Here is a 21,356-nt window from a genome sequence, read left to right as displayed (position 1 = left end):
GTAAACTGACGATACTGCCTTCATTTTCAAAACTGGACCTCCCCAGTCTGATATACAATTATGAAAAAACTCCCGGCAGCGTACTTGAATATATTCAACAGCAGCTTATGTCACATCAGCTTTCACCACAACAACGCCTCCGACTCGGCGGGACCGACATTCAGAAAAACTTTGGCCCGGGCCAATAGCCCGGCCACGAAAAACCAATTCAATCATCCTGAATTCAGTTATATGTTTAGGAATTGCAAGCCCCTCAACTGTACAGGTTCAATTTATAACGTAATAGAAAAGCGCCGACCACCCGCCGCATCATTTATCACAATGACGCTTATCCGCTTTTTTATGGATCGCTACCTTCTCATGATACATTTTAATGCTGTAGACAATGCACAGCCAGCCACACAGCCCATCATCACCAAAAATTCGGCAAGCCTTCATCTGGCACTAAAAGACCTGTATGAAATTCCGGTAGATCAGTTTCATCCCAACACCGCCCAATATCAGGGATATAAGGATTTTGTCAGTGAGGCCGCCATTATTGACCTGACAGACGGAAGAAAAGCGCTTTCGACATACATCCTTCCACGAGGCGAGGAAGGCGCAGAGAACAGCCACGTATTTCTTGTCGTGGAGCCTTACACAGACTTTTCCGCATTGAAGCTATCCAATTTCATCACTCCTTACAGAGACTCGCCTGACATGCCGGTTATGCTGGAATGGGTGCTCCAAAACCAGGACGGGTACATGCAATTGGGAGATACTTATCTGCAAGTCCTTCAGGCTGTCATGGACAACACAGTAGAAAACCAAAAAGTACTGAGCCCATTAGTTGTTAGCCTGGACCTTACAGGGTTGCACCACGATGACAGACCTGTCAAAGATTTATCACACAGCGACCACATTTTTACCGTTGAACATTTCTTTGAAAACCATCTGCCAGCTTACAGAAACCTTGTTCATCTTCCGGCAGCAGTATTCGATTCCATCAATGTTCCCGGAAAGGAAGGCCATCATTTTATTAATGCTACCATCAGCAATCGGCTCATTCCCGATATCCCAATCGCTCAATCCCTGTTGATAGAACCAGGAGAGCAAAACAAGGCATTTCCCTCTCTGGAGCCGGGGCGATATATCAAAATTCACGAAGCAATGACCGACATGTCTGAGCGCATGCATTTCCCGGTAATAACCAGCGGAGATGATGCGACATCAAAGTTTATCAAGCTCAATAACTGGGAACCGTCAAACGGAAACCTGTTAAGTGAAATAGCGTCGCTCGATTTATCCAAACTCATGCTTCGAATGGCTACTGATAGCTACTTTATCAATGCCTACCACCTTAAGGTAGAATTGGCGCCAACGTCCCAACACATTAAGGCAGCAAAGGGCAGTTCTGTTACCCGCCACTATCAGTCAAAGGATTTCACGCAAATCTTATATGAAATGTGCTTTGACTCACTTAAAAGCATTCCGGCCACAGATGCGGAAACCCCGACACACAGCTTCCAGCTCAAGGATGCAAGAATTTTCGATTCCGCTGAAAGGGTAATAATGACGCTGGTACCAGGAACAAAATTACCCGACGGCATAAAAACCTCGTTCTATATTGGGTTTGACACTGACCTGCAATCCGAACACCCAATTTTTTCAAAGGTCCCGCCCAAACAGCTTCTTGACGACTGCGACCACCACTGCGTACACCAGGGGAAGTTTTATGCTCAAATTAGCCGGATCGAAAATGGTTCGCAACACTTTACCTACGGCTACGAAAAATTTGTTTATTCCCTGTTGGCCGCTCATATAACCAACCGATTGTCGGTACCCAACATCGACCAGGTCAGGATTACTCCTTCCATTGTACCCGACCATAAGCTGCTGGCCCAGCTCCACTGGCTGACGCCTGGCGCCACTCAGCCAAGCAGCCATACACATGGACTGATAAACGAGCAACATTTACTATTTCGGCTCGACTGGCTTAAAGCAACACAGATCACAGGCCATATCGGAGCTGAGCAGCCACCGCTCAGACTTGTAGGCATCGATGTACTGGACGCCACTACAAAGGATGTATTGGCCAAAATCTCCAGGGGAACCAGGAGGAAAACTTGCAATCCTGCCGTTCTCCTCAAAACTGGACCTGCCCAGCCTTATAAATAATTATAAAGCAACTCCCGGCAGTGCCCTTGAATTTATCGGCCAACAACTCAAAACGGGTCAACTCACCACCCAACAGCGCATCCGGCTCGGGGAACCAACATTGAAAAAAAAATTCGCCCTGGCCATTAGCCGTCACCAGCCAAACCCATTGATTATCCTGAATTCTGTTATATGGACACAAACCAAAATTACCTTCTCTATGTAAAATACGCGCCGGTCTTCGATCTGACCATCCACGATCATCCCACGAACTTAGCCCAACCTTTCCCTACCCTCGAAAATGCCATGTGTGCAGCGATGGCATTGTCCATGCATCAATTTAGCAAGGCAGTCGCCGCCGCTGCCGGCTATCTTTTTTACGTTGAGCGGATGAATATTTTGGATCTGAAAACCGGCCAGCAACTTGTATCACTCTATGATGATGGAGGGACCAAGGAACCGCTTCATTACATTTACCTGGTAGCCGAACAAGGTTTTGATCACAATCGACTTAAAATGCCAATCGTCAGGCGAGATAATATCGATATCCCTGGTTTTCTACCGATTCTCTACTATACAGATAAGGACCCTACCATACAGGTAACCCGAGACCTGCTAAAGTTCTGGATAATATCAATGGTGTGCTGATCAGAAAGGATGCATTTGTGCTTCCGCAGCAGTATAGCGTGGAACTAAAGGGCTATCACCTTGATGGTGGCTTTGTTGGCGACGACGGGTTCAGCCTCCCTATAAAAACAGAAAGGCATCTATTTCTGAGGCCGATCATAGCAGGACTGACACTGGCAACAATACCAGGACACCTGTTTGATAAGGAGCTCGCCATTGAAAAAAACGCGCAATACTACTGGGAACATGGGAGCTTCGGCCACTTTGGCGCTGACCGCCCACCGCTGGGTGTGATTTTGCTCAATACGCCAACATCACCAAGCGAAATATTGCCCCCGCCGCCCAGGGACGTTTCATCGTGGGCGATCCGTTATACCTGTACCTGCTGACAAGGCTTGGCATGCGCAATATTGCAGTGAATAATTCCAATAGTATTCAGGCCATAAGGCTGGACGCCTATACTGATGGCAACCGCCAGTACCGGAACCGATGCCCGAAATTGCGTCCATCGCCAAATTTCTTGACATCAAAATTAACGAAGACCCGGATTTTGACTATCAGGGCGTCATCCGCTATAAGTCAGGAACGGGATACGTAAGATTTCCCGGCACTTCAGATAACTATATTCATGGCGACTTTAAATCTGTACTGCACTACCTGATACTTACGCCCGTGGAAAAGTATTTCCCAAATGCCCTTAGCAGAGACGGTGAAAACATTATCGTCCATGAAGCGGTATTAATGGACAGACACAGCAGGCCACTAATTCGCATTACGCACGCCTCAAATTTGGGAGAACAGGCAGATACGCTATACCTGCAGATAGCACCTGACATGGCATCCCACCCAGCGCTGCAGGATTTTCCGTTAAAAACCCTTTCCTATAACCAGACCGAATACCTCCAGGTAAGAAACGACATGTTACACACCCCTATCGCCCATCAGCTGGAAGGTCGGATTCAAAGTACAGACGGATTCGACCTTTGGCTGATCTACTATGGACAGAACTTTTTGGTAAGCCAGGCGGCCCTTCGTCCGGAATGCCGAATCCCGGACCCGCCGCTATATGCAGAAGGTGACCAATACCTTGTAAATATGGCCTGGCGGGTACCCTTCCAGAAAGATCCATTCCTGCAATCAACCGGCTACCCCGATGCAGAACAGGCACTCGCCAGCTTAAAACACCTGCGGGAAGATTTGTTTTATGGCATATTCATGGCAGAACAAAAACCCCCATGCTGCTGGAAGAAATATTCATCTTCTCCATTGACACCAAACAGCCCGTATTTAGGATTATCGTCGACCGCAGGGCTCAGCCCAAATATGAAATTACCCCTGACGCCAAGGACGATTTGAAACTGGCCATCGCCTATATGTTCTCCCAGCCACAGGACAAAGATTCCATTTTCTCCGTTCTCAAGTCACAACCCTTTCCCTGGACACAGCAGCAAGAACGCCCCAGATCCAGGTCCAAAGACGCGGACGAAGGCTTACAGCCGAAATTATAAACCATTTACGTGTAAAATGAATGCCATGCAAAACAATACTAATCGTTATCTGTTCCATATCGCCTACGAGACGATAGCCCCGCAGGCCGAAATGCGTCCCAATGTGATGCAGCCTGTTGCTACCTTAGATATGGGTCTCAAAAAGCTGTTCGAAATAGATCCTGCTGAATTCTTTTACGCCAGCAGCCAGCAAAAGGGCCATAACCAATATATAAAATCTGTTTCCATCATCGATTTGTCAAAAGGCGATGTGGCATGCAAGACCAGGGCAGTTTTTGAAAACCAAACCGTTTCGCTCGATATAGATTCCAGGGCAATGAAGTGGTGGCTTTCAACTATTTCATTCAAAGACTTTTCAGATGCGTTGAAAGACAGCAATTATTCCCTTGACTTCCTTTGGTATAACAGCAAGAACAAATCGGCTTGCGTGGGAGCCGGATACGCGCAACTCTTTACAGCAAACACAAAACAGTGGCTGGTTTCCGATGTACCTTGGCCGACAACGTCCTTTCGACTGGAGACCAGCAGAATCATGCACGATCAACATCAAGGAGTGCCCTACACCCAAAATGATTACTACCCCAACCTGTTCCAGCCCCTGGCAGCCATGCTCTCCATTGCCCCATCACAATACTTCACGGCCTTTTCCCATTCTCACGGAAACGATCCGACTATAAAATCCGCTATCCTTTTTGATGAGGATTTCCAGCAGGCCATCCTTGCAAAAATCTCCATGTATCCCGTGCTAAGACAATTTGTTCAGCACGACAATGACCAAAGGGGCGTTTATTTGGATTTCCACGCGATGATGCACGGCCCGCTGGCCGGACTTGGCCTGACAAACGTCAAAGTGGATCGGCAGGGTAATGCCCGACCGGTTCATATCGCCGACTACAATGTGTTTTCTGCCGAATATACTCCTGCTATGAGATCAATAGCCGACCAACATGCTGAAGGCTGGCATCTGGCCAGCAGATGCAATTACGAAGTACAAGTTCATTCCAATCACCGGGAAGGAATTTCTTCCAATTACCCATCAGCGCAAAATCTCTATTTCCGTCGCACCAACTACCATACCGACTCCCCGCTTGACGCCATTTATCATGCCATCAAGTACGCCCTTCCCCTTTTTGACCGTTCCGCAATGACAGACAACGGCATGTTCATCGATTCAGTGAAAATCCTCGACCATCAACAAAAACAACAACTATTAACATTAATGTTCTCCAATGATCTATTAACAGATCAGACACCGTTTCCAGAATTTATCTGATCGCCTCCCCGCAGGCTATGGAGTTGCCCGGCATCGGCGCCCTGATCTCATTGGCTGCCAGCCCGCGAAAAGATGCTGATGGCAATACCTACATATTGGTTGGCAGCAGGGAAGTTGAGGGTACTTTAACGTCAGATGCCTACCGCAATTTTTTCATCAACAAACTGCTTCATTTTTTAAAGAACTATCGGAACAAAACCCGGGCTATATGCGTGATTTGTCCCTAAAAAACGATGTCAGCAAACCTTACATTATGGAATTTGGCTGCTCTGCAAGCCATAGCCAAAACCTGTCTGACAATTTTATTAGTTATGTCAGACTACCATTTTCGGGCATAAGGGACGCCCTACATTCACTATCAGATATAAACCCTGCATATTTCCAACGACTTGACATCGCGCATGCTGACCTCAGTTTGCAGATAAGAGAAGCCCGCATATTGGATGCCGCAAATCTCTCTACCCTTGTTTCCGGATCCTGGTCAGAGAGCGAGAAGAAAATCATCTACCGCCTTCATGAAAGCCCGGCCTTGGAAGCAGACGTTCGTTTGGCCGCAATCCACGTCCTCAATATTAAACAAGACGATCAGGCACCAAAACAAAACAGGAAAAGGGAAAGGAACCTGGATACCCAAAATCCAGGCAAAAGACGCAAGTAATCGCATCGGCGCCTCCATCAGTATAGTGGAGGCGCACCTTTAACCAATACCACCCCATTGTGAAGCGGTAATACATTTGATCACGGCTTCAATTCCTGCAACTGTGTAGTGCTCATTCTCCATTATATAAGTGCTATATAGGACTTTACCCCATTCAAATGCTGTTACTTAACAGCGTAGCCACCGCGTAAACACCAACTTCCACCGAAAGATTATATGGAAAGACGCACATGGCCGCAATCAACAGCACCCACCATCAGACTTTCATTATTGCTATCGGCATCCCACAGTGCTAAGTCCTTTTAAATGGTTTTATCATGGAAGAAAAGAAACTCCCGATACAATTTATTGCATACTTCAAATACCAGCCCGTAGATGGCGCCAACCCTACTCCCCGAAAAAAGCGCATGTGACTGTCAGCGCAAATATTTTTGACGTACTCAAGGAGTTCCTGCTACTGGCACCCGACTATTTCGACAAAAGAGCGGCTTCGTCTATCGGTGTTCATCATTACATACAGGAGGCGATGGTATATGATTTAAAAAATGGGGACGCATTGTTCAGATTATGCACCGCCGAAGGCACAACTGACGATATTATCAGGCTGCAGGCGCTACGTGCAGATGTATCGGGACTTTTCAGCGGCCTGGCCGAACATTTTCTTTTCCGGCCGGCAGAGAAATTTACCCTTGAACTGTTCGAGTATCTGCCGGATCCCGGCATCCTTATTCCTACCACCGGTTATGCGCTTTTCTACCAGGTGGTCAACCAAGGGTTGGTCAAAGAAGACATCCACCTGGTGGATGCCCTCTATTCAGCCTCTTACATGGGCATTCGGCTCAGTGGATCGGTCGTAAAAACGACGCCATTGCCTATCCTCCGATCATTCAGCACCATCTTTTTAAAACCGCCAATGATGCCATTATAAAGCTGCTGTCCACTGACCCTGCACTCTTTGACGAGCAGACAGACAACGCAGACAAATACCTGTTTCAATCCGCAGAACTTACCGATCTGGAAAACAGCATTGCCCTTGTCAGTACCGAGATGATCCCCTCCCCTGGTATACCTGACATTACGTCCCCACAAGAGCGGGGGCTATATTTGCTGGCAAGTCCTAAAATACAGCAGGAGCTGGCCCAACTCGGCATTGAACCTGACGACCAGACAGATTCGACACTATTTATCAAGCTCTTTGATACCGACCTCAAAACCGATCTTCTCCGCCCATGCCCGCAAATTGCCAACCTGGTTGTTCGCTGCCAGGCGACAGACAAACTCCTGGGGATTGGAAAGAACTTCGAGACCATTAAGACCGCACACCTATATCAGTCGTCTGAGAATAGTGCCGCAGATCCAGACCGCGAAATTCATCTACACACCAATGACCTGCTAACCGCCCTCTACGAACTAACGATGCATCCTTTGTTCAACTTCGACAAAACATTTGCTGATCAGCGACAGGAGCCGTTTTTATCCACAGCCCAGGTGCTGGACGCTAATAAGCAAAAGGTTTTCGCTATTGAAAAAATGACTATTCATCCCAATGAGCAACCCGGGATATTTATGGCCATCCATCCCAACCTGCTTTTGCATCCCCAGATCGACCCACTATTTATCTTCCAACTCAGCCAGCTATCGCCCATCTACATGCTGCGTCAGGGAGACCTGCTGTACACCCAGATTGGCGTATACCACCGAGGATGCGCTGCTTACCACGAATGGCTACTCCAAATTTGTCCACATGCTGGGGATGTATTACCTGCGCTCACAGATGGAAATGCGCCCGGAGATCATTGCTCATGGCGCACCTGCCACCAGGACCGGCGATACCTGTTACCTTGAACTGAGTTGGACCCTCAAAAAATCTCCCGAACTGGTGATCTCTTATTTTTCCTGCGATGTTGGCTTCGCCCGAATGGCAGACTGCCTCCAAACAGTCCAGCGACTCAGTCGGGATTGGGCCTACAATAACCTCCAGGATTTAACAAAGCACAGCCTGCGGCTCAATAGCGTGACCCTGCTTGCTGCAGACCGCCAGGCAATATGCCAGGTATACAAAGCAGGTTACGACTCACTGGTCTGGACATTTGATTCTTTTACGCTCGGTCTTGAAAAAATATAGAGATGATATTTAAATCATTTTGCTATTCAGCATCACAGCGGCGCCGGTCCCATTCCGGCCCCGGTCAGCAACCTTGAGACATCCCACTGCACAATCCACCCACCCGATTTAATAAGTGCTACGCAGGTAAGCCCACTAAAAGATAACCTTTAAACAGCTTGTCATGAAAAGCCTTCTAACTTATTATGGCGGGAAACAGAAAATGGCGCCCATTATCGATACCTTCATCGTACCGCACGTCTTATACGAGGAACCATTTGCAGGTGGCGCGGCTTATTTCTGGTATAAACGCCCTTCGGAAGTCGAGATACTCAACGACATAAATGGAGAACTGATCAATTTCTACCGGGTCGTCCAAAACCAATATCATGAGTTACAGGCCATGCTTTCGGTGACGTTACACTCCCGGCAGATACACCAGCACGCCTGGATCATGTACCTCTACCCCGAATTATTTACCCCCGTTCAGCGGGCATGGGCCGTATGGGTGCTGGCTACCCAAAGTTTTGCCTCCAGACTGGATGGCTCCTGGGGATTTGATGTAAGCTCCGACACTACCTCCAAAAAGGTTATCAACAGCCGGGAGGAATTTACCGTCCGATACGCCAAAAGACTGGAACATGTCCAGCTCGAATGCAAGGACGCTTTATATATGATCACCAGCAGGGACACCCCTGACTCCTTCTTTTATTGCGACCCTCCATATTTCAACAGCGACATGGGCCACTATAAAGGATATACGAAGCGTGACTTCACTGAACTCTTAGACGTGCTGACTGCTATCAAAGGCAAATTTCTGCTCAGCTCTTACCCTTCAAAAATATTGGATACCTATGTTGCAAAATTCGGTTGGGCCCAGCACCAGGTAGAACAAATTGTCTCCGTAAACCTTAAATCAGGCAAGGGGAAACCTAAAATTGAGGTGCTCACCGCCAACTACCCGCTCGTTGGCCGCATCCCACAAATGGATTTATTCGGCACCTGAGCATACAATCAAGCTATAACTGGTAAGTACAGGTGAAAATTATTCCTACATAGCACATTGCACTGTTTACGACCTCGAACTTTATAGTCTATTGCTGCAAAACACCATGTGATAATTTGGAAAGTTGTTGGCTGAAGTGGAGAGGGCAACGCAGGAGTGCGACCCGTCAAGTGCTAAGTCAACCAAGTACGGATATTTCCGTTTAGCCCGAAGCATTCCTGCTTCGGGCCTTTTCTGAACCACTAAAGTACACCCAATGAAAAACGATCCTCAGCCCAAAACTACTTTATCCTCCAGGCACATTATATCTCGATGCACGTGGAAGGATTCGGTCTGACGCAAAAACTTGTCACCACCGATTCGGGCCTTGCCTACCAAACGCTCAGTACGATGGAACTGGATAACAAAAGCGATTACCTGTTCCTGTATGCTGCCCCCTCCAACATCACCTCTCTATTGGATCACATTGACGCCTTCGGCGACCCGGAGTCCCCCAGGTGAAATCGCTGGCGCAGCGAAAGGATGGCAAGATCACATTTCATGACACACAGTTTAAAAAGATAGCCGAACCCAAACATCGCCCCAAAGGGCCAAGACCATAAATACCGTTGACCCGACTTTACCATTGTTTATTAACTAAAACCATCATCTATGTGCAAACTCACCAGGGGCTTCCAAAAGGGTAGCCATTGGAACAGGGCCTATGGCCATCGCCGTCTTCTCATTTACATTGCTTTTCATGCTCTCTAAATGCCACAAGGCAGGCCCTTTAGCCACTTCACTAAAAAAAGACAGCACGATCGTTACCGGTAACATTTTTTTAGATGCCCTGGCGGCCGGTAAGGCAGACCAGTACTTTTTGACCAGATTGCAAAACAGTTATGGCCCTATTAACTGGCCCTACTACCTGGTGGGGACAACGGCCGGGCAACTGACCTATCTGGTGCCGATTTGCACCCCGGAAAAAGATTCCGTAGTCGCGCTCCTTGCCATCGAATATGGCGCCTTCGCCAAATACCGGGTATATGATCGGCCTCCGCTCCCCAGCAACAACCCAGCTATTTCCCAAGAAACACTGCGGCGAAATTTTGCATTCTTCCAAGCCTGGATCAATGATTCTCCCCAGTTTGGCGGCTACCATTTCAAATTCCCGCAACGGTCCCCAGCCGCGTCGTTGCCCTTATCTGCCGACTTCCTTTCACCGGCTAACCAGCAGGCGAGAATAATTCCGCTCGAAATATGTTATCAGTGGATTACCTGTACGGGAGATGGCAAGGGCAACTGCATCGGCAACATCTACGTTCATACCGAATGCGTCAGCGGCACCGGATGGATTGACGATAATTTCTGGCCTGGACAAACTAAAATAACAGGCATAGGCGGCGGAGGGGCCGGTATTGGTGGTGGAAGCGGCCCCACCAGCACCGCAACACCCTCCATTGTCGTATCACCTCCGGATAATCTGATCAAAGACCTGGCGATTTATCTGCGATGTTTTGATCGCTCCCAACCAGGTACCATTACCCTTTATGTCAATCAGCCACTGGCCGGATCGGATAATCCCTTTACCCTGACAGGAAAAATGGGGCATGTCTTTATCGGGCTCGAGCAGGATATAGCTGGTGTTTTTGTCAGACGGATGCTGGGATTCCACCCGGCGCAAAAAGTTTACCCAACTTCTCAGACTACCGCTCCTTCAGCGCTGGCCGCAGATGCGGGCCTGCCTTATGATGTTGCTTTATCCATCCCGGCAGATGCGGAGCAATTCGGCAATGCACTTGCTATTATTGAGCACTACCGAAGTACTTATGACCTTGAACAGTATAATTGTACCGATTTCGCACTGGACGTAATGGAAGCTGCGGGCAGACAGCTGCCTCGTACCACTGCATGGTGGCTGGTAGGAAGGGGAAGAAATCCCGCCAGTCTCGGCGAAGACCTTCGAAAGGAACCAGACGTAAACACCACCAAAGGGCATGCGCCTCAGAATACCTTCTTTTGCCAATAATAAAGCGGGGTGGCATTGCCACCCCGCTTTGGTGTCACTCATCGCTAAACTTTGGTCATGGAAGGTTTATATATCTTATCCTCTCACCCTGCCCGGCGGTTTGAGGCACCGACCAGATAAAACAGGTATTGACCGTATATTCAATCCCCCTTTTCTAACGTTGGTCAACACGCCGCCAGGAGACGGCAATTCACATCCGAGACTCCAGACATCGGAGGTGTAGAACTGTTCATATCCCCAGACATTGAATGTTACGACCAACCGGGAAGTAAAAAGCGAATTACCTACCGGTCCCCCGACCGGCATGTAGTTAATAGATAGAATTGTTGCATCGATGCTGATCACTAAACCCGATTCCAGCTCCACGCTGACCGCAGGCAGCGGCGTTGTTCCCAGCAACGTGGTAGCGTCCTGGTAACTATTGACGCACATAGCGGCAAGCGTGATATTTTTGGGTAGCCACGGCCAGATTGGAACAGGCACAAGCGGGATCACAGGAGCGGGCTTTATAGGCCCGAAATCTTTTGAGCAACCGGTAATCAACAGCACGGCAGCTGCCCACAACACAATCTTTTTCATAAATGAACTATTGAATGAGGAAAAGCCGGCAAGGGATGCCGGATATCAGTGTGTGGGAGTATAATATTACCGATGGCCGCGAAGGCTATATGCTATATAGGAGAAACAAATTTGAAACTGGGGAGTGGTTAAAAAATCAGGCAGCCGTTTGACCGGCTGCCCTTGTTTTGAACAAACATGAATGGGATGCTTATTACACCTAAAACGGAGATATCCCCGGCATCGGACGGTCCGCAAGCAGCGTCCAGCACCATTTAATATGGCTCTGATCTCCCATTACCAAGGTGATAACCGCCAGTATTCTAAAGCCATATAGAATGACTGACAATACGCCCGAAGTGTAGTGGGCTTTGCTGCCCCAGGCATCAGATCGCGTATCTGGTTTTTAATGTTGCTCATACTTTTGATTTAAAAACACGAAATATGGATTTCTCCACTTTTACTACTCCCATAGAATATAGCCATGTTAAAAGTTAAGGTTGCTGCCCGTCGATGGGTGCGACGGCAGTCCTGAAAGTTGCCCGGAGGGCCACGTTGAATCATAAGCGTTGAATTTTTAGAATAAATCATCAATTTTTCTGATGCATTTACCACAGATCACCATTGCCTCTTTTTGGAGAAAGCACCACACATAGACTGCCTGATCCCCCGCAACAGAGCGGGGAATAAAGCTGGTGGCTCCAGTTGGCGCCCTCCTTTATTTAAAAGGGAGGGCTATGAAATACATCAACCCAGGAGAAAAAAGTTTGTTATATCCGAAGGATAGTGGCACTTAGACTTAAGGGTTCTAACTACAGGGTTAGGTCCGGTAATGTCTTCCGTGTTTATTTTCATTAGGGCGAATCGTCCCCTAATAAATAGTATCCTCAGAATGGTATTCGGGTGAATTTTACATGAAATTTGATAATAGGATAAAAAATCAACACACGACAATATGCAGGAGCTGTATGAAACTCCTGATCAGAGGCTTAAGAAAAGTGGAGTAATGGAGATAATCAATTAACTGTCCGATACATGGGGAATCGTCAATTATTTACGAACTAATTTACAAAAAGATTCACGTTAATGCATCAACGCAATAAATGATTACAAGTCAAATTCTCAAAATGTCAGTTTAAAAAACATCAATATGAGACCTTTTTTACATGCTGGTTGATCGGGCTGCGTTTATAATTTACTTTATAGGATACCGGATGGGTGCAAAAACACTCGAGAGAGCCCCTATGAATAATCATTTTACAACGGCGCGTATGTTCATCAAAGTCAAAGAGCCGGTATAGACAATACCGCTCCCCGTAACTTTTACTGGCCTCAAGTTCCCGATCGGAAATATAAAAGGGGGCCTGCGCTGTCCTGGTCGTTTTCACTTCTATAACAATGGGGGTGCCATCCAAATCAAAGCTGTCGATATCATAGCCCAACCCGTCGCCTTTCTCTTTAGCGGTCCAGACGGGATGAAGCTCAGGCTGAAGTTCATACAGCTTGCGCCGTTCATAGTCAAGGACCGCTTGTTCGCCTAAATTGCCCAAGACCTTTTGGGAAACCGCAAGTTTTAAAAAATCAGTTTTTATGGCTTTACCACTATATGGTGGCGGCACTACGACCTCTATTCCCTCGTCGTCCATCACTTTAATATCAAACGGCTCCTCTTCTACCGGCTCCATTTGCCATTCGTTGTCAACCGTCGCATAGATAATATCCTGGGTAAGCAGATGGTAGGCAGGATCCGCGTAGTGGTCTGCGCCCAGCCTGCCGTGGTGCAATTTTAACAGCTCGTCATCTTTGATCACCCATTCCCTTACAATTTCACATAAACCAATATACATTTCCACATTGGTGTACACATTACGTTTACTAACGTGCGCCGGGAAGCCAACCCGCGCGGCAAACCCCTGAACATTTCATATTTGTACAAGAAGTATTTTTCCGGATAACGGAGGCTCAGATAGACCATACAGGCACGGGTATCCTGAAAGGACTGCTTCCTGTCAGGTATACACAATGAATGCAGCGCTCTCATTCCTTCGCAGAACTCGGCAAGCCGATCTACCAAAGGCTCCTGTTCGTTAAATAGCGAATGAAACAACGTCCGCACCGCTGCTACATCCCTGTTCATATATTCAGTGATCATTCTTTTGGGAAAGTATTGCTGCGTGTCCATCAACCATCGCGTCCCGGAAAGACTGTTAAGCAACATATCTTTGAAGTCGGGTGCTTTCGGGTTGAAATTGTCCTGAAAACACTTTACAGCCGCCCATTTGTAAATTTCGGCGTTGGAGATAGCACTAAAATTCGCTTTATACTTTTGTATAATATTATCAAGAATGGCAAAGTTGATCATCTTAGGTGAATTAAGGTGAGGCATCTGGCCTTTTAGGCAAATCGAACTTATTGGAAATATTTTAAAAAAGTAGCCGTTCGGTTGGTTAATTCTTTGATCCGCGCCGTTTTAATAGTATATCCCTCCTTCAGTTTCGTCCAACACCAAACATTAGCTATATGTCTGCCATCCTTACAAAGGTTGATGAGCAGCTTCCCAGGCTATTCCCGTTCATAAAAGACGACCTGGATGCAGCTCTATTAAAGACCACACAAGATCAGTTAACGACTGCCGACCTGACAGAAGACACAGCACTTAACGAAACCGAATTTCAGCAGGAGTCTTTACTGCGTATTTTATTAAGACCTCAGAAAACCGCCCGCCAGCTTGGCTACCTGAAACTATTTGATTGCGCTGGCCATCATATTTTTGAGAATCTTTCAACGCAGGATGGCGAAACCGTTAAAGCCATCATATTAGAAAACATCTACAGGAGTCAAGGCGGATTCTATGAATTGTTGTCTTATCTGCTGGCCGCCCAAAAACACATCGACCAATACTGCGACGATTGGATAAAGCTCTGTCCCGGGTTAAATGGAGAGTATCCGGTACTGGTCGCCATGAGTAAACCCAACCAGCCTATCGCGTCGATACGTCCCTTTTCCATATTTCTATCATCAGATCAACAGCTGCCGTACTATCATTTCCAAGCGGCAGTATTCTTGCTGCAATCAAAAGGCCAAGTTACAGATGTTGCCGCCCCCAACCAGTACTGGCCGCTGTAGCCTGGGAAGTGAGGCCGTATTGGAAAGACTGGCAGAACAACATGAAATGGCCCAGCGGGACCTGCCAATTGAGTCCATTTCCTATCTGACTGTCCCTTCTGAACACAACGGACACTCGGTAAATTATGAGCCGTTATATCCGGGACTCAATATCTTACACAGAGATTTCAGCGTTAAAAATTCAGGGAGTACCATTTTACCACTGAGTTTAAGAAATCAATGCCCTTTTTGGCCGAGATCATCACCAATTACGTGAAAGATGCCACCTGGGACAACTATTTCAGACGTGGAGTTTCGGCATGGCTATACTCCTCGCCAATACATAACTCGGGATACGATACCATAAACTTTCACTATGCCTTTGCCAACAAACTGCGGCACCGCTACTATAGAGACGCCATACCTTTACTTGATGACCTCTGCCATGCCGCCTTGTTTCGGCTTTGCATGAAAGACCGTTATAAGTTTGCAGACCTGTGCCACAACTTATTGCTTAACAGGATACAGTTTTTCCGGTTCTATGCGCTCTGTATTGCCTTCGACCATCTATTATTTAAGCATCCGGGCCTCAGTATTGTTGACATTTCTTTTTATTCCGATTCGCTCTTAACCGGACTTACGGTCATAATAGACGATGTTGAACAGTTATTTTATATTCAGCCCCTTGACATTAGGATGAACAAACCGGCTCTCGCCAAATACATCCTGAATGAAATGCAGCAGGTACACGTTGTCATGCAAGCTACCGGTGAAGCTGACGGGATAATGCCCATTTTTTTACCCAACCCCACACGCTTACTCATTTGTTGGAGATATATAATAAAGGTAATGTTTTTGGACCGAAGGACATACCGGGCATGCAAGTGTGGTACGGCTCAGAAAATAATACGGACACGTCGACATCTTGCTTTTTAGAAGCTATCAAAACAAGAACACCATCAGAGATCCAGAGCGTCCTGATGAAATCTCTACCTCCTTATACGTTGCCAGGAAATCGCTTGGGAGTATTGATGGATAAATATCTGCAAGTCTAAGTAATAGCGGATGATTGTGAAGAAACACCACGTAAGGCTATATGATTTACATTGTTTGTTTAGGTTTCTGAGGGAGAAGCTCCTGGTCACATGGCGAAATACTAACATGTTAACATATTCGTACACTTCTCAAAACATAATTTAGCGGTATTTTAGCGTTAAAAGACGTTGTTGTTCTGTTACGCTAAATCGCAGGTAAAAAAATATGGGAAGTTATTGCAGTATTAAAATTGCCGGTTACGAGTTTGATTCTTCTAAAAGTTACATAAACCCCTTTTATGCTCTCATTTTTTCTGAAAGCAATAGGAGGATCAGACGTGTGCATTTCAGCGAATATTATACTTCCCCAATAGAAGATGGCGAGCTTGTCGATTGTATTGAGTATGCCGCTACGGCGTCTATTGTTAAGGAGAGGTTAGAGCTTTTAGGGTTCAAACTGGAACGAGCCATTCTGGAATATGAATATTTATTAAAAGACAAGCTCAGCTCATTTGAAAATATCTCATTCGAGCTTGGTCAGGTAAAAATCAAAGAACTTATAAACCAAGGGTTTAAGGCATGGCTTGCAATCACAGCTTCTATCATTGAAAATGAAGTGAAATACAGAAACCTTGATAACACCAGAAACAGAGCCCATGATGATCTGGCTACCTTTATAATCGATCAAGGTGTAATAGGAGAGTGGGTATTGAGTTATCCTTCCGCCGAATTGGGCCTTGGCCTTCGTGCAATACTGGAAGCAGTTGAAGAATCTTCCGAGTTAGTTTTAGACGTCACCTCACTTATTTACTCCGGGCATTACGAAAAAAATGAACCTATTTGCCTCAACACGGCAATGGGCGAAGCGAGGCGGTCACAATCGTTTCAGAAAACGCTGATTTTAACTGAGGGCACAACTGACCTGAACTTTCTATCAAGATCATTTGCGCTTTTGCGACCCCACTTGTCTGAATATTTCTCGTTTTTGGATATTACCGCCAGCAAGCCAGACGCGGGAACATCTGGTCTGGAACGAACTATCAAGACGCTCGCGGCGTCAGGAATTGCCAACAACATTGTAGCCGTGTTTGACAACGACTCTGCTGGGCAAAATTCTGTACTGGCGCTTCAAAAGTTAAGTCTTCCAACAAACATAAACGTCACCATTTTACCCGATTTGGACTTTGCCCGCACATATCCAACGATTGGACCAAATGGCACGACAGATGGAGACATCAATGGCCGCGCCTGCTCCATTGAGCTCTACTTGGGCACCAATATTCTAAAAGATGATTTCGGTGCATTTATACCGGTAAGATGGGGAGGTTTCGTTAAGGGATCTCAAAGTTATCAGGGTGAAATTGAGCAAAAGTCTCTTATTCAGGATAGATTTAGAACCATTTTAAGTGTAGCGGAAAAGGGCGGATCAACTCTCGAGCATGACTGGACAGGGATGTGCCTAATCCTCGATCACATCATATCTATCGTATCATCAAATAACTCAGTTCAATTTAATGGAGTCTCCGAAATGGACGACCAAGCATGAATCGAAGACAATTTTATGAACCTTAATTAAAAAAGAAACCATTCGGCTTCTCATCAATGTAGCGACCTTCAAAGTATTGCCTTCTATAATCAACGCGATACTTAATGGTAAACACCAAAACCTTCCGTATATTTAACGACCAGGTGTATTCGCTTTATGAGTTATTCTGATAGACCCAAATATGACAAATCTGCTGTTAATTCTGATAAGGGCCTTACCAGATTCAAGGAGCATTTCTCGATGAATAACGGCTTTATAGCTCGACAGGAGTTGCCCGATTTTGGGTGCGACTACATGGTTGAGTTATGTGAAGATATGGAATGCACCGGAAACAAGTTTCCAGTTCAGCATAAAAGTATCGCTACCCCAAAAATAATTGGAAAGGGGAAATACATAGCTTACTCCTTTAAAACAGCAACCCTAAATTACCTTTTGGCGCACCGGCCTTATGCTGCATTAATTGTTGTGTATGACACCGGAAATGACATTTCCTATTACACCTATGTTAAGGATGCTTACCTGCGTTTGAGAGATCACGATCCTAAGGGTTTGTGGAAAATGAATGAAACTGTCAAACTTCACATTCCAACCGCTAACATCTTAGATGCGACGGCCATCAAATCCATTCATTGCGATCTGTCAAAGATGTTTGCCAATCTCAAGTCAATGTATGAGGACTACGGATTGAACTATGAACTCCCTGTTCTGGAGCCTCAATCAACTTCAGCAGAGAGTAATGTACCCAAAGAAGACACTGTAACATTCCTGAAAAAATATGGAATTTCACTGTTACTTCGCAGAGATGTAGGAACGCTACGGAGTCGACTCGAATCATTACCAATAACTCAAATCGTCAACGATGCTGAACTCTGCCTTCTTTGTGCACAACTTTACAATGAGATCGATTTAGACATTGATGCGGAATATATGCTTGGAAAGCTCAGCCGGCATCGAAATCTGCAGCCTGTTCAAACATCGGCTATGGAATGGACTAAACTGCAGAATAAAGCAAGGCTTGGCAACATAAACCGCAGTGACTACTACGTGCAAATGGAAGCCCTTCTTGAAAACGAGTCATCAGGATTACCTCAAAACACCATAATGATTGAATTGGCGTTAGAAGCGTGCAAAATTCAGGATGTCGTCCCCCAGATGGCATTTCCAGTGGACATTGTATCAGGTTTTGATCGGTTTTCAAAAAGAATCCAAAATCTGACAATTGATGAACAAGAGAAATGTCATTTATTAGTTCTCAATGCGCAGAATCGCGGCACCCTAATGTTAAAGATGAATGCGTTTTTTCTTGCAATTAATCGAAAATTAGAGGCAGACGGAGAAATTGTTCCAGCGCATATAAAACAGGAAGCTGCAGATTACATTCTTAATCTTCAAAATGGTTTTCTTAAGGAAGCCGAGCACGTTCGGTCGGTCGCACAAGAAAATGGTTGGAAGATATTAGATGGAGAGTCCAGCTATCTTATAGCAGAAAAGAGCTTAATTCTCCAACGGGCTATGCTTGTGAATAAAATTCCTAAATCTGCCTTTTCGCAGGAGGAGCGAAAAACACAATTATTAAATTGCCTTAAAAATGCCAACATCGCATATCGAAATTTCGTAAAGTCTCACTATATTCATCAGGCATATCGGTCCTTATGCCTAATGCTTGAACTTAAGGCCCTGGTTCAATTCTACCAAGTGGAAATAGAGATAGATGACGAAGGCTTAACGAGAATTTATGAAAAAGTACGTAATGATCTCGATTTGCCATCTTATATCCCGCCATCCATAAAATTAATTGAGGACTATATAACAGTACCTGAAACGGAGTAGGCCCCGTGCCCTTCATACGTCACAACATGTCCAAGTCCTTAGGCGCAGTTCTACAAGTTCCATTAAAATAAGTGAACTGAGCGATTTACCTCCCCTTCCAATTGATCCCTTTATTTTTTTTTATTGTTATCAGAGCGGGCAAAACTCCAGCCCCCATATTATGCAACAACCTACCTCACCACATCTTCCCAGGCTATTGCCTGAGCATACTGCCCGATCAGTACCTGCAGGTCAGAATGAAAGCGGCTGGAGGTGGAACAAACCACGTGGATGGTGATATCTCTGCCCGCCATCCTGACCTGGTAACGACGAGGAAGCCCCTGGCCCATCAAGGAGACGCTTATCCCATTACCGGCAAGGTAATATTGCAACCAGGAAGCTGTACTGCTTTGGCCACTACTGGACCCGCAAATAACATTGGTAATGGTAGGCGTCCGCTCCAACAGCTCCGGGGATATTGGTGTAGGTAACGGGTGCAATGCTGGTATCTGCAGAACCGGGATAGATCCGCAACACCTGCCCTCCCATATCCGCAATGGCCAGTCCCAAATGGTCAAGTATCCGCTTCCGCTCTTCCACCGCCTTGTCTCCTTCATAGGAATTCAAGGACGCTCCGGCTATCGATGAAACAACCGCCCAAAAAGAATTCCGCCGATTAGGATAGAAAAATTCAAACTTTCTTTTGATCACCGGCGGGAACGTGCCGAGCATCAGTGATCGGGCGCCAGCCGGAATGTGCGGAAGAAATGGATGATCCTCAACTGTGGAATGATGCGTCACGTTGTTTAACATGCAAAAAATTTATTGTTACGTCCTTTACGGCCCTGGTGTCGGTCGGCACCGATTAGCAGCCGGTCTGCCAGCCTGACGGATTTGGTTTTCTGCTTAGGTCCGATGATACCAAGGTCCAACAGCACCAAGTCCGTGAACGTTAGAAAGCTATCGGTGTAATATAAAAGCTCGATGATCTTTTGCATGTTTATCCGACTGGTGGATATCGCCTGAACATTCCCCTCCTTATCTGTTGGGAACCGAAATACCCTGGAGTGGATATCCAATTGATGGAGGGTAGTATTCAGATCACTGTACATACGCCTGAACCTGGCCAGTTTTTTCCTTAACGGCCTTGGCATTTTACGTAAATCCAAACTATCGAGGAATGTGCTGAAATGCCGCAGTACCTGCGTTAGTTTATGTTCCCGCTTAAGTCTGGGGTCATTAATTCCTGGCAGATATTTTTCTGCGTCAGCGACATTGGCCTTAAGAACAAGTTCCAGAGAATGACGAATTAAGAAAAGCAAAGGAACATAGACCTGCTGCAGTCGAACAGTACCGCTAAGGATTTGCTCCAAAAGCACTTCGATTACCCCATTATACTGGCTCCTAATTTTCCACATGGTATTGCTCTCCCCATGTGAAATGTCAGATCCCACTCTCTGTGTTTGTTGTCAAAATCAATAGCGGGAGAAATGGACCTTGCCCCATAGATCCCGGCTACCACCATGTCAGCATGGTCTTTAAAGAATTTACTCGTTTCTACCTGGCTGCCTCCCGGAAAATACAATTCCCCGGTAGTAGGGTCACGGGCATACCGATAACAGGATCCATCCGGATCCCTGTCTATGGTACTGATAAGCGTCTGTAGCTTTTCAGGAAGCGCAGCGATTCCGCCAAAGGGCTCGGCCATATCCTTAAAGTCATGGCTGAGCGGCACCGGGAGCCCCTGCCTGGCAGCTTCGGCTTTTAATTGCAGCTCCAGACAATGTCGCATCAAAAACAATATCGGCCTGGCATTGCAATTATAAGGATACCCCTGACCAATGCCTGCTGACATGATAGCATTCAGCGTATCAGTATAGGACTCGTAATATTGCTCCCAGGTGGTAATGGCAGCAACGCCGGACAATTTGAGGCGAGCACCGGCACTTTTGCCCGAAAGCCGGAATTTATTAAATAACATGGA

The 21,356-nt window shown here is 46.3% G+C and carries 22 protein-coding genes; 15 read left to right on the top strand and 7 right to left on the bottom strand.

The genetic code is table 11. The annotated features are described in order from the left end of the window. Positions 1 to 60: 60 nt before the first annotated feature. The 12 genes from MKQ70_RS32395 (at position 61) to MKQ70_RS32340 (ending at position 11,320) form a co-directional block, all read left to right on the top strand. Complete coding sequence (locus tag MKQ70_RS32395; RefSeq protein ID WP_248079084.1) at positions 61 to 2,157, top strand: hypothetical protein; 2,097 nt, start codon at positions 61 to 63, stop codon at positions 2,155 to 2,157. A 171-nt stretch (positions 2,158 to 2,328) separates the two neighbouring features. After that, positions 2,329 to 2,784, top strand: coding sequence for a hypothetical protein (locus MKQ70_RS32390; RefSeq protein WP_248079081.1), 456 nt, complete (start codon positions 2,329 to 2,331; stop codon positions 2,782 to 2,784). Beyond that, a complete protein-coding gene (locus tag MKQ70_RS32385) occupies positions 2,778 to 3,152 on the top strand; it encodes a hypothetical protein (RefSeq protein WP_248079076.1) in 375 nt (124 codons plus the stop codon). Before MKQ70_RS32390 ends, MKQ70_RS32385 begins: the two co-directional genes overlap by 7 nt. Before the next feature lie 100 nt (positions 3,153 to 3,252). Beyond that, positions 3,253 to 4,119: a hypothetical protein gene (locus MKQ70_RS32380; protein WP_248079073.1), complete on the top strand. Its 867-nt coding sequence runs from the start codon at positions 3,253 to 3,255 to the stop codon at positions 4,117 to 4,119. A 177-nt stretch (positions 4,120 to 4,296) separates the two neighbouring features. After that, positions 4,297 to 5,544, top strand: a complete 1,248-nt coding sequence (locus tag MKQ70_RS32375) for a hypothetical protein (protein ID WP_248079070.1) — start codon at positions 4,297 to 4,299, stop codon at positions 5,542 to 5,544. A gap of 208 nt (positions 5,545 to 5,752) precedes the next feature. Continuing rightward, a complete protein-coding gene (locus tag MKQ70_RS32370; protein WP_248079067.1) occupies positions 5,753 to 6,202 on the top strand; it encodes a hypothetical protein in 450 nt (149 codons plus the stop codon). Positions 6,203 to 6,611: 409 nt separating this feature from the next. After that, a complete protein-coding gene (locus MKQ70_RS32365; RefSeq protein ID WP_248079064.1) occupies positions 6,612 to 7,130 on the top strand; it encodes a hypothetical protein in 519 nt (172 codons plus the stop codon). Positions 7,131 to 7,306: 176 nt separating this feature from the next. Continuing rightward, positions 7,307 to 8,047, top strand: a complete 741-nt coding sequence (locus tag MKQ70_RS32360; protein ID WP_248079061.1) for a hypothetical protein — start codon at positions 7,307 to 7,309, stop codon at positions 8,045 to 8,047. Beyond that, positions 7,947 to 8,327: a hypothetical protein gene (locus MKQ70_RS32355; protein WP_248079059.1), complete on the top strand. Its 381-nt coding sequence runs from the start codon at positions 7,947 to 7,949 to the stop codon at positions 8,325 to 8,327. Before MKQ70_RS32360 ends, MKQ70_RS32355 begins: the two co-directional genes overlap by 101 nt. A 163-nt stretch (positions 8,328 to 8,490) precedes the next feature. Beyond that, positions 8,491 to 9,312 carry a DNA adenine methylase gene (locus MKQ70_RS32350; protein WP_248079056.1) on the top strand — a complete coding sequence of 274 codons (822 nt, stop codon included), beginning with the start codon at positions 8,491 to 8,493 and terminating at the stop codon, positions 9,310 to 9,312. Positions 9,313 to 9,624: 312 nt separating this feature from the next. Beyond that, positions 9,625 to 9,813: a hypothetical protein gene (locus MKQ70_RS32345; protein ID WP_248079053.1), complete on the top strand. Its 189-nt coding sequence runs from the start codon at positions 9,625 to 9,627 to the stop codon at positions 9,811 to 9,813. Positions 9,814 to 10,015: 202 nt separating this feature from the next. After that, positions 10,016 to 11,320, top strand: a complete 1,305-nt coding sequence (locus MKQ70_RS32340) for a hypothetical protein (protein ID WP_248079051.1) — start codon at positions 10,016 to 10,018, stop codon at positions 11,318 to 11,320. Positions 11,321 to 11,395: 75 nt separating this feature from the next. Here MKQ70_RS32340 and MKQ70_RS32335 read toward each other — a convergent pair whose 3' ends face one another. The 3 genes from MKQ70_RS32335 to MKQ70_RS32325 all read right to left on the bottom strand — a co-directional run bounded on the left by MKQ70_RS32335 (position 11,396) and on the right by MKQ70_RS32325 (position 14,240). Further along, the gene (locus MKQ70_RS32335) at positions 11,396 to 11,899 is read right to left on the bottom strand and encodes a hypothetical protein (protein ID WP_248079047.1); all 504 of its coding nucleotides are present in this window, start codon (positions 11,897 to 11,899) and stop codon (positions 11,396 to 11,398) included. 1,124 nt (positions 11,900 to 13,023) lie between these two features. Beyond that, positions 13,024 to 13,689, bottom strand: coding sequence for a protein NO VEIN domain-containing protein (locus MKQ70_RS32330; protein WP_248079045.1), 666 nt, complete (start codon positions 13,687 to 13,689; stop codon positions 13,024 to 13,026). An 8-nt stretch (positions 13,690 to 13,697) separates the two neighbouring features. After that, positions 13,698 to 14,240, bottom strand: a complete 543-nt coding sequence (locus tag MKQ70_RS32325) for a hypothetical protein (protein WP_248079042.1) — start codon at positions 14,238 to 14,240, stop codon at positions 13,698 to 13,700. Positions 14,241 to 14,398: 158 nt separating this feature from the next. Between MKQ70_RS32325 and MKQ70_RS32320 the strand changes: the two genes are divergently transcribed. The 3 genes from MKQ70_RS32320 (at position 14,399) to MKQ70_RS32310 (ending at position 19,393) form a co-directional block, all read left to right on the top strand. Next, positions 14,399 to 15,004 (top strand): hypothetical protein, encoded by a 606-nt coding sequence (locus tag MKQ70_RS32320; protein WP_248079039.1) that lies wholly within the window; start codon positions 14,399 to 14,401, stop codon positions 15,002 to 15,004. Positions 15,005 to 16,243: 1,239 nt separating this feature from the next. After that, complete coding sequence (locus MKQ70_RS32315; protein WP_248079036.1) at positions 16,244 to 17,563, top strand: HEPN/Toprim-associated domain-containing protein; 1,320 nt, start codon at positions 16,244 to 16,246, stop codon at positions 17,561 to 17,563. A 156-nt stretch (positions 17,564 to 17,719) separates the two neighbouring features. After that, positions 17,720 to 19,393 carry a DUF4365 domain-containing protein gene (locus tag MKQ70_RS32310; RefSeq protein WP_282456917.1) on the top strand — a complete coding sequence of 558 codons (1,674 nt, stop codon included), beginning with the start codon at positions 17,720 to 17,722 and terminating at the stop codon, positions 19,391 to 19,393. 170 nt (positions 19,394 to 19,563) lie between these two features. On the opposite strand, the gene MKQ70_RS32305 is transcribed toward MKQ70_RS32310, so the two are convergent. The 4 genes from MKQ70_RS32305 to MKQ70_RS32290 all read right to left on the bottom strand — a co-directional run bounded on the left by MKQ70_RS32305 (position 19,564) and on the right by MKQ70_RS32290 (position 21,353). Then, positions 19,564 to 19,722, bottom strand: coding sequence for a hypothetical protein (locus MKQ70_RS32305; protein WP_248079030.1), 159 nt, complete (start codon positions 19,720 to 19,722; stop codon positions 19,564 to 19,566). Positions 19,723 to 19,789: 67 nt separating this feature from the next. Then, positions 19,790 to 20,185, bottom strand: a complete 396-nt coding sequence (locus MKQ70_RS32300) for a uracil-DNA glycosylase family protein (RefSeq protein WP_248079027.1) — start codon at positions 20,183 to 20,185, stop codon at positions 19,790 to 19,792. After that, the gene (locus tag MKQ70_RS32295) at positions 20,179 to 20,745 is read right to left on the bottom strand and encodes a hypothetical protein (protein ID WP_248079024.1); all 567 of its coding nucleotides are present in this window, start codon (positions 20,743 to 20,745) and stop codon (positions 20,179 to 20,181) included. Before MKQ70_RS32295 ends, MKQ70_RS32300 begins: the two co-directional genes overlap by 7 nt. An 11-nt stretch (positions 20,746 to 20,756) precedes the next feature. Continuing rightward, positions 20,757 to 21,353 (bottom strand): hypothetical protein, encoded by a 597-nt coding sequence (locus MKQ70_RS32290; RefSeq protein ID WP_248079022.1) that lies wholly within the window; start codon positions 21,351 to 21,353, stop codon positions 20,757 to 20,759. Between the last annotated feature and the right edge of the window lie 3 nt (positions 21,354 to 21,356).

It is taken from the genome of Chitinophaga sedimenti, assembly GCF_023156195.1.
GTDB classification, from domain to species: Bacteria; Bacteroidota; Bacteroidia; order Chitinophagales; family Chitinophagaceae; genus Chitinophaga; species Chitinophaga sedimenti.
Note: the sequence above shows the minus strand (reverse complement) of the source record. Positions and strands in the feature narration are given on the sequence as shown.

What these genes read in the sequence shown, in the direction of transcription:
- MKQ70_RS32395 (WP_248079084.1), top strand. Translation starts at nt 61, where the DNA reads ATGAAAAAACTCCCGGCAGCGTACTTGAATATATTCAACAGCAGCTTA.
- MKQ70_RS32390 (WP_248079081.1), top strand. Translation starts at nt 2,329, where the DNA reads ATGGACACAAACCAAAATTACCTTCTCTATGTAAAATACGCGCCGGTC.
- MKQ70_RS32380 (WP_248079073.1), top strand. Translation starts at nt 3,253, where the DNA reads ATGCCCGAAATTGCGTCCATCGCCAAATTTCTTGACATCAAAATTAAC.
- MKQ70_RS32375 (WP_248079070.1), top strand. Translation starts at nt 4,297, where the DNA reads ATGCAAAACAATACTAATCGTTATCTGTTCCATATCGCCTACGAGACG.
- MKQ70_RS32370 (WP_248079067.1), top strand. Translation starts at nt 5,753, where the DNA reads ATGCGTGATTTGTCCCTAAAAAACGATGTCAGCAAACCTTACATTATG.
- MKQ70_RS32355 (WP_248079059.1), top strand. Translation starts at nt 7,947, where the DNA reads ATGCTGGGGATGTATTACCTGCGCTCACAGATGGAAATGCGCCCGGAG.
- MKQ70_RS32350 (WP_248079056.1), top strand. Translation starts at nt 8,491, where the DNA reads ATGAAAAGCCTTCTAACTTATTATGGCGGGAAACAGAAAATGGCGCCC.
- MKQ70_RS32345 (WP_248079053.1), top strand. Translation starts at nt 9,625, where the DNA reads ATGCACGTGGAAGGATTCGGTCTGACGCAAAAACTTGTCACCACCGAT.
- MKQ70_RS32340 (WP_248079051.1), top strand. Translation starts at nt 10,016, where the DNA reads ATGGCCATCGCCGTCTTCTCATTTACATTGCTTTTCATGCTCTCTAAA.
- MKQ70_RS32335 (WP_248079047.1), bottom strand. Translation starts at nt 11,899, where the DNA reads ATGAAAAAGATTGTGTTGTGGGCAGCTGCCGTGCTGTTGATTACCGGT.
- MKQ70_RS32325 (WP_248079042.1), bottom strand. Translation starts at nt 14,240, where the DNA reads ATGATCAACTTTGCCATTCTTGATAATATTATACAAAAGTATAAAGCG.
- MKQ70_RS32320 (WP_248079039.1), top strand. Translation starts at nt 14,399, where the DNA reads ATGTCTGCCATCCTTACAAAGGTTGATGAGCAGCTTCCCAGGCTATTC.
- MKQ70_RS32315 (WP_248079036.1), top strand. Translation starts at nt 16,244, where the DNA reads ATGGGAAGTTATTGCAGTATTAAAATTGCCGGTTACGAGTTTGATTCT.
- MKQ70_RS32310 (WP_282456917.1), top strand. Translation starts at nt 17,720, where the DNA reads ATGAGTTATTCTGATAGACCCAAATATGACAAATCTGCTGTTAATTCT.
- MKQ70_RS32305 (WP_248079030.1), bottom strand. Translation starts at nt 19,722, where the DNA reads ATGGGCCAGGGGCTTCCTCGTCGTTACCAGGTCAGGATGGCGGGCAGA.
- MKQ70_RS32300 (WP_248079027.1), bottom strand. Translation starts at nt 20,185, where the DNA reads ATGTTAAACAACGTGACGCATCATTCCACAGTTGAGGATCATCCATTT.
- MKQ70_RS32290 (WP_248079022.1), bottom strand. Translation starts at nt 21,353, where the DNA reads ATGTTATTTAATAAATTCCGGCTTTCGGGCAAAAGTGCCGGTGCTCGC.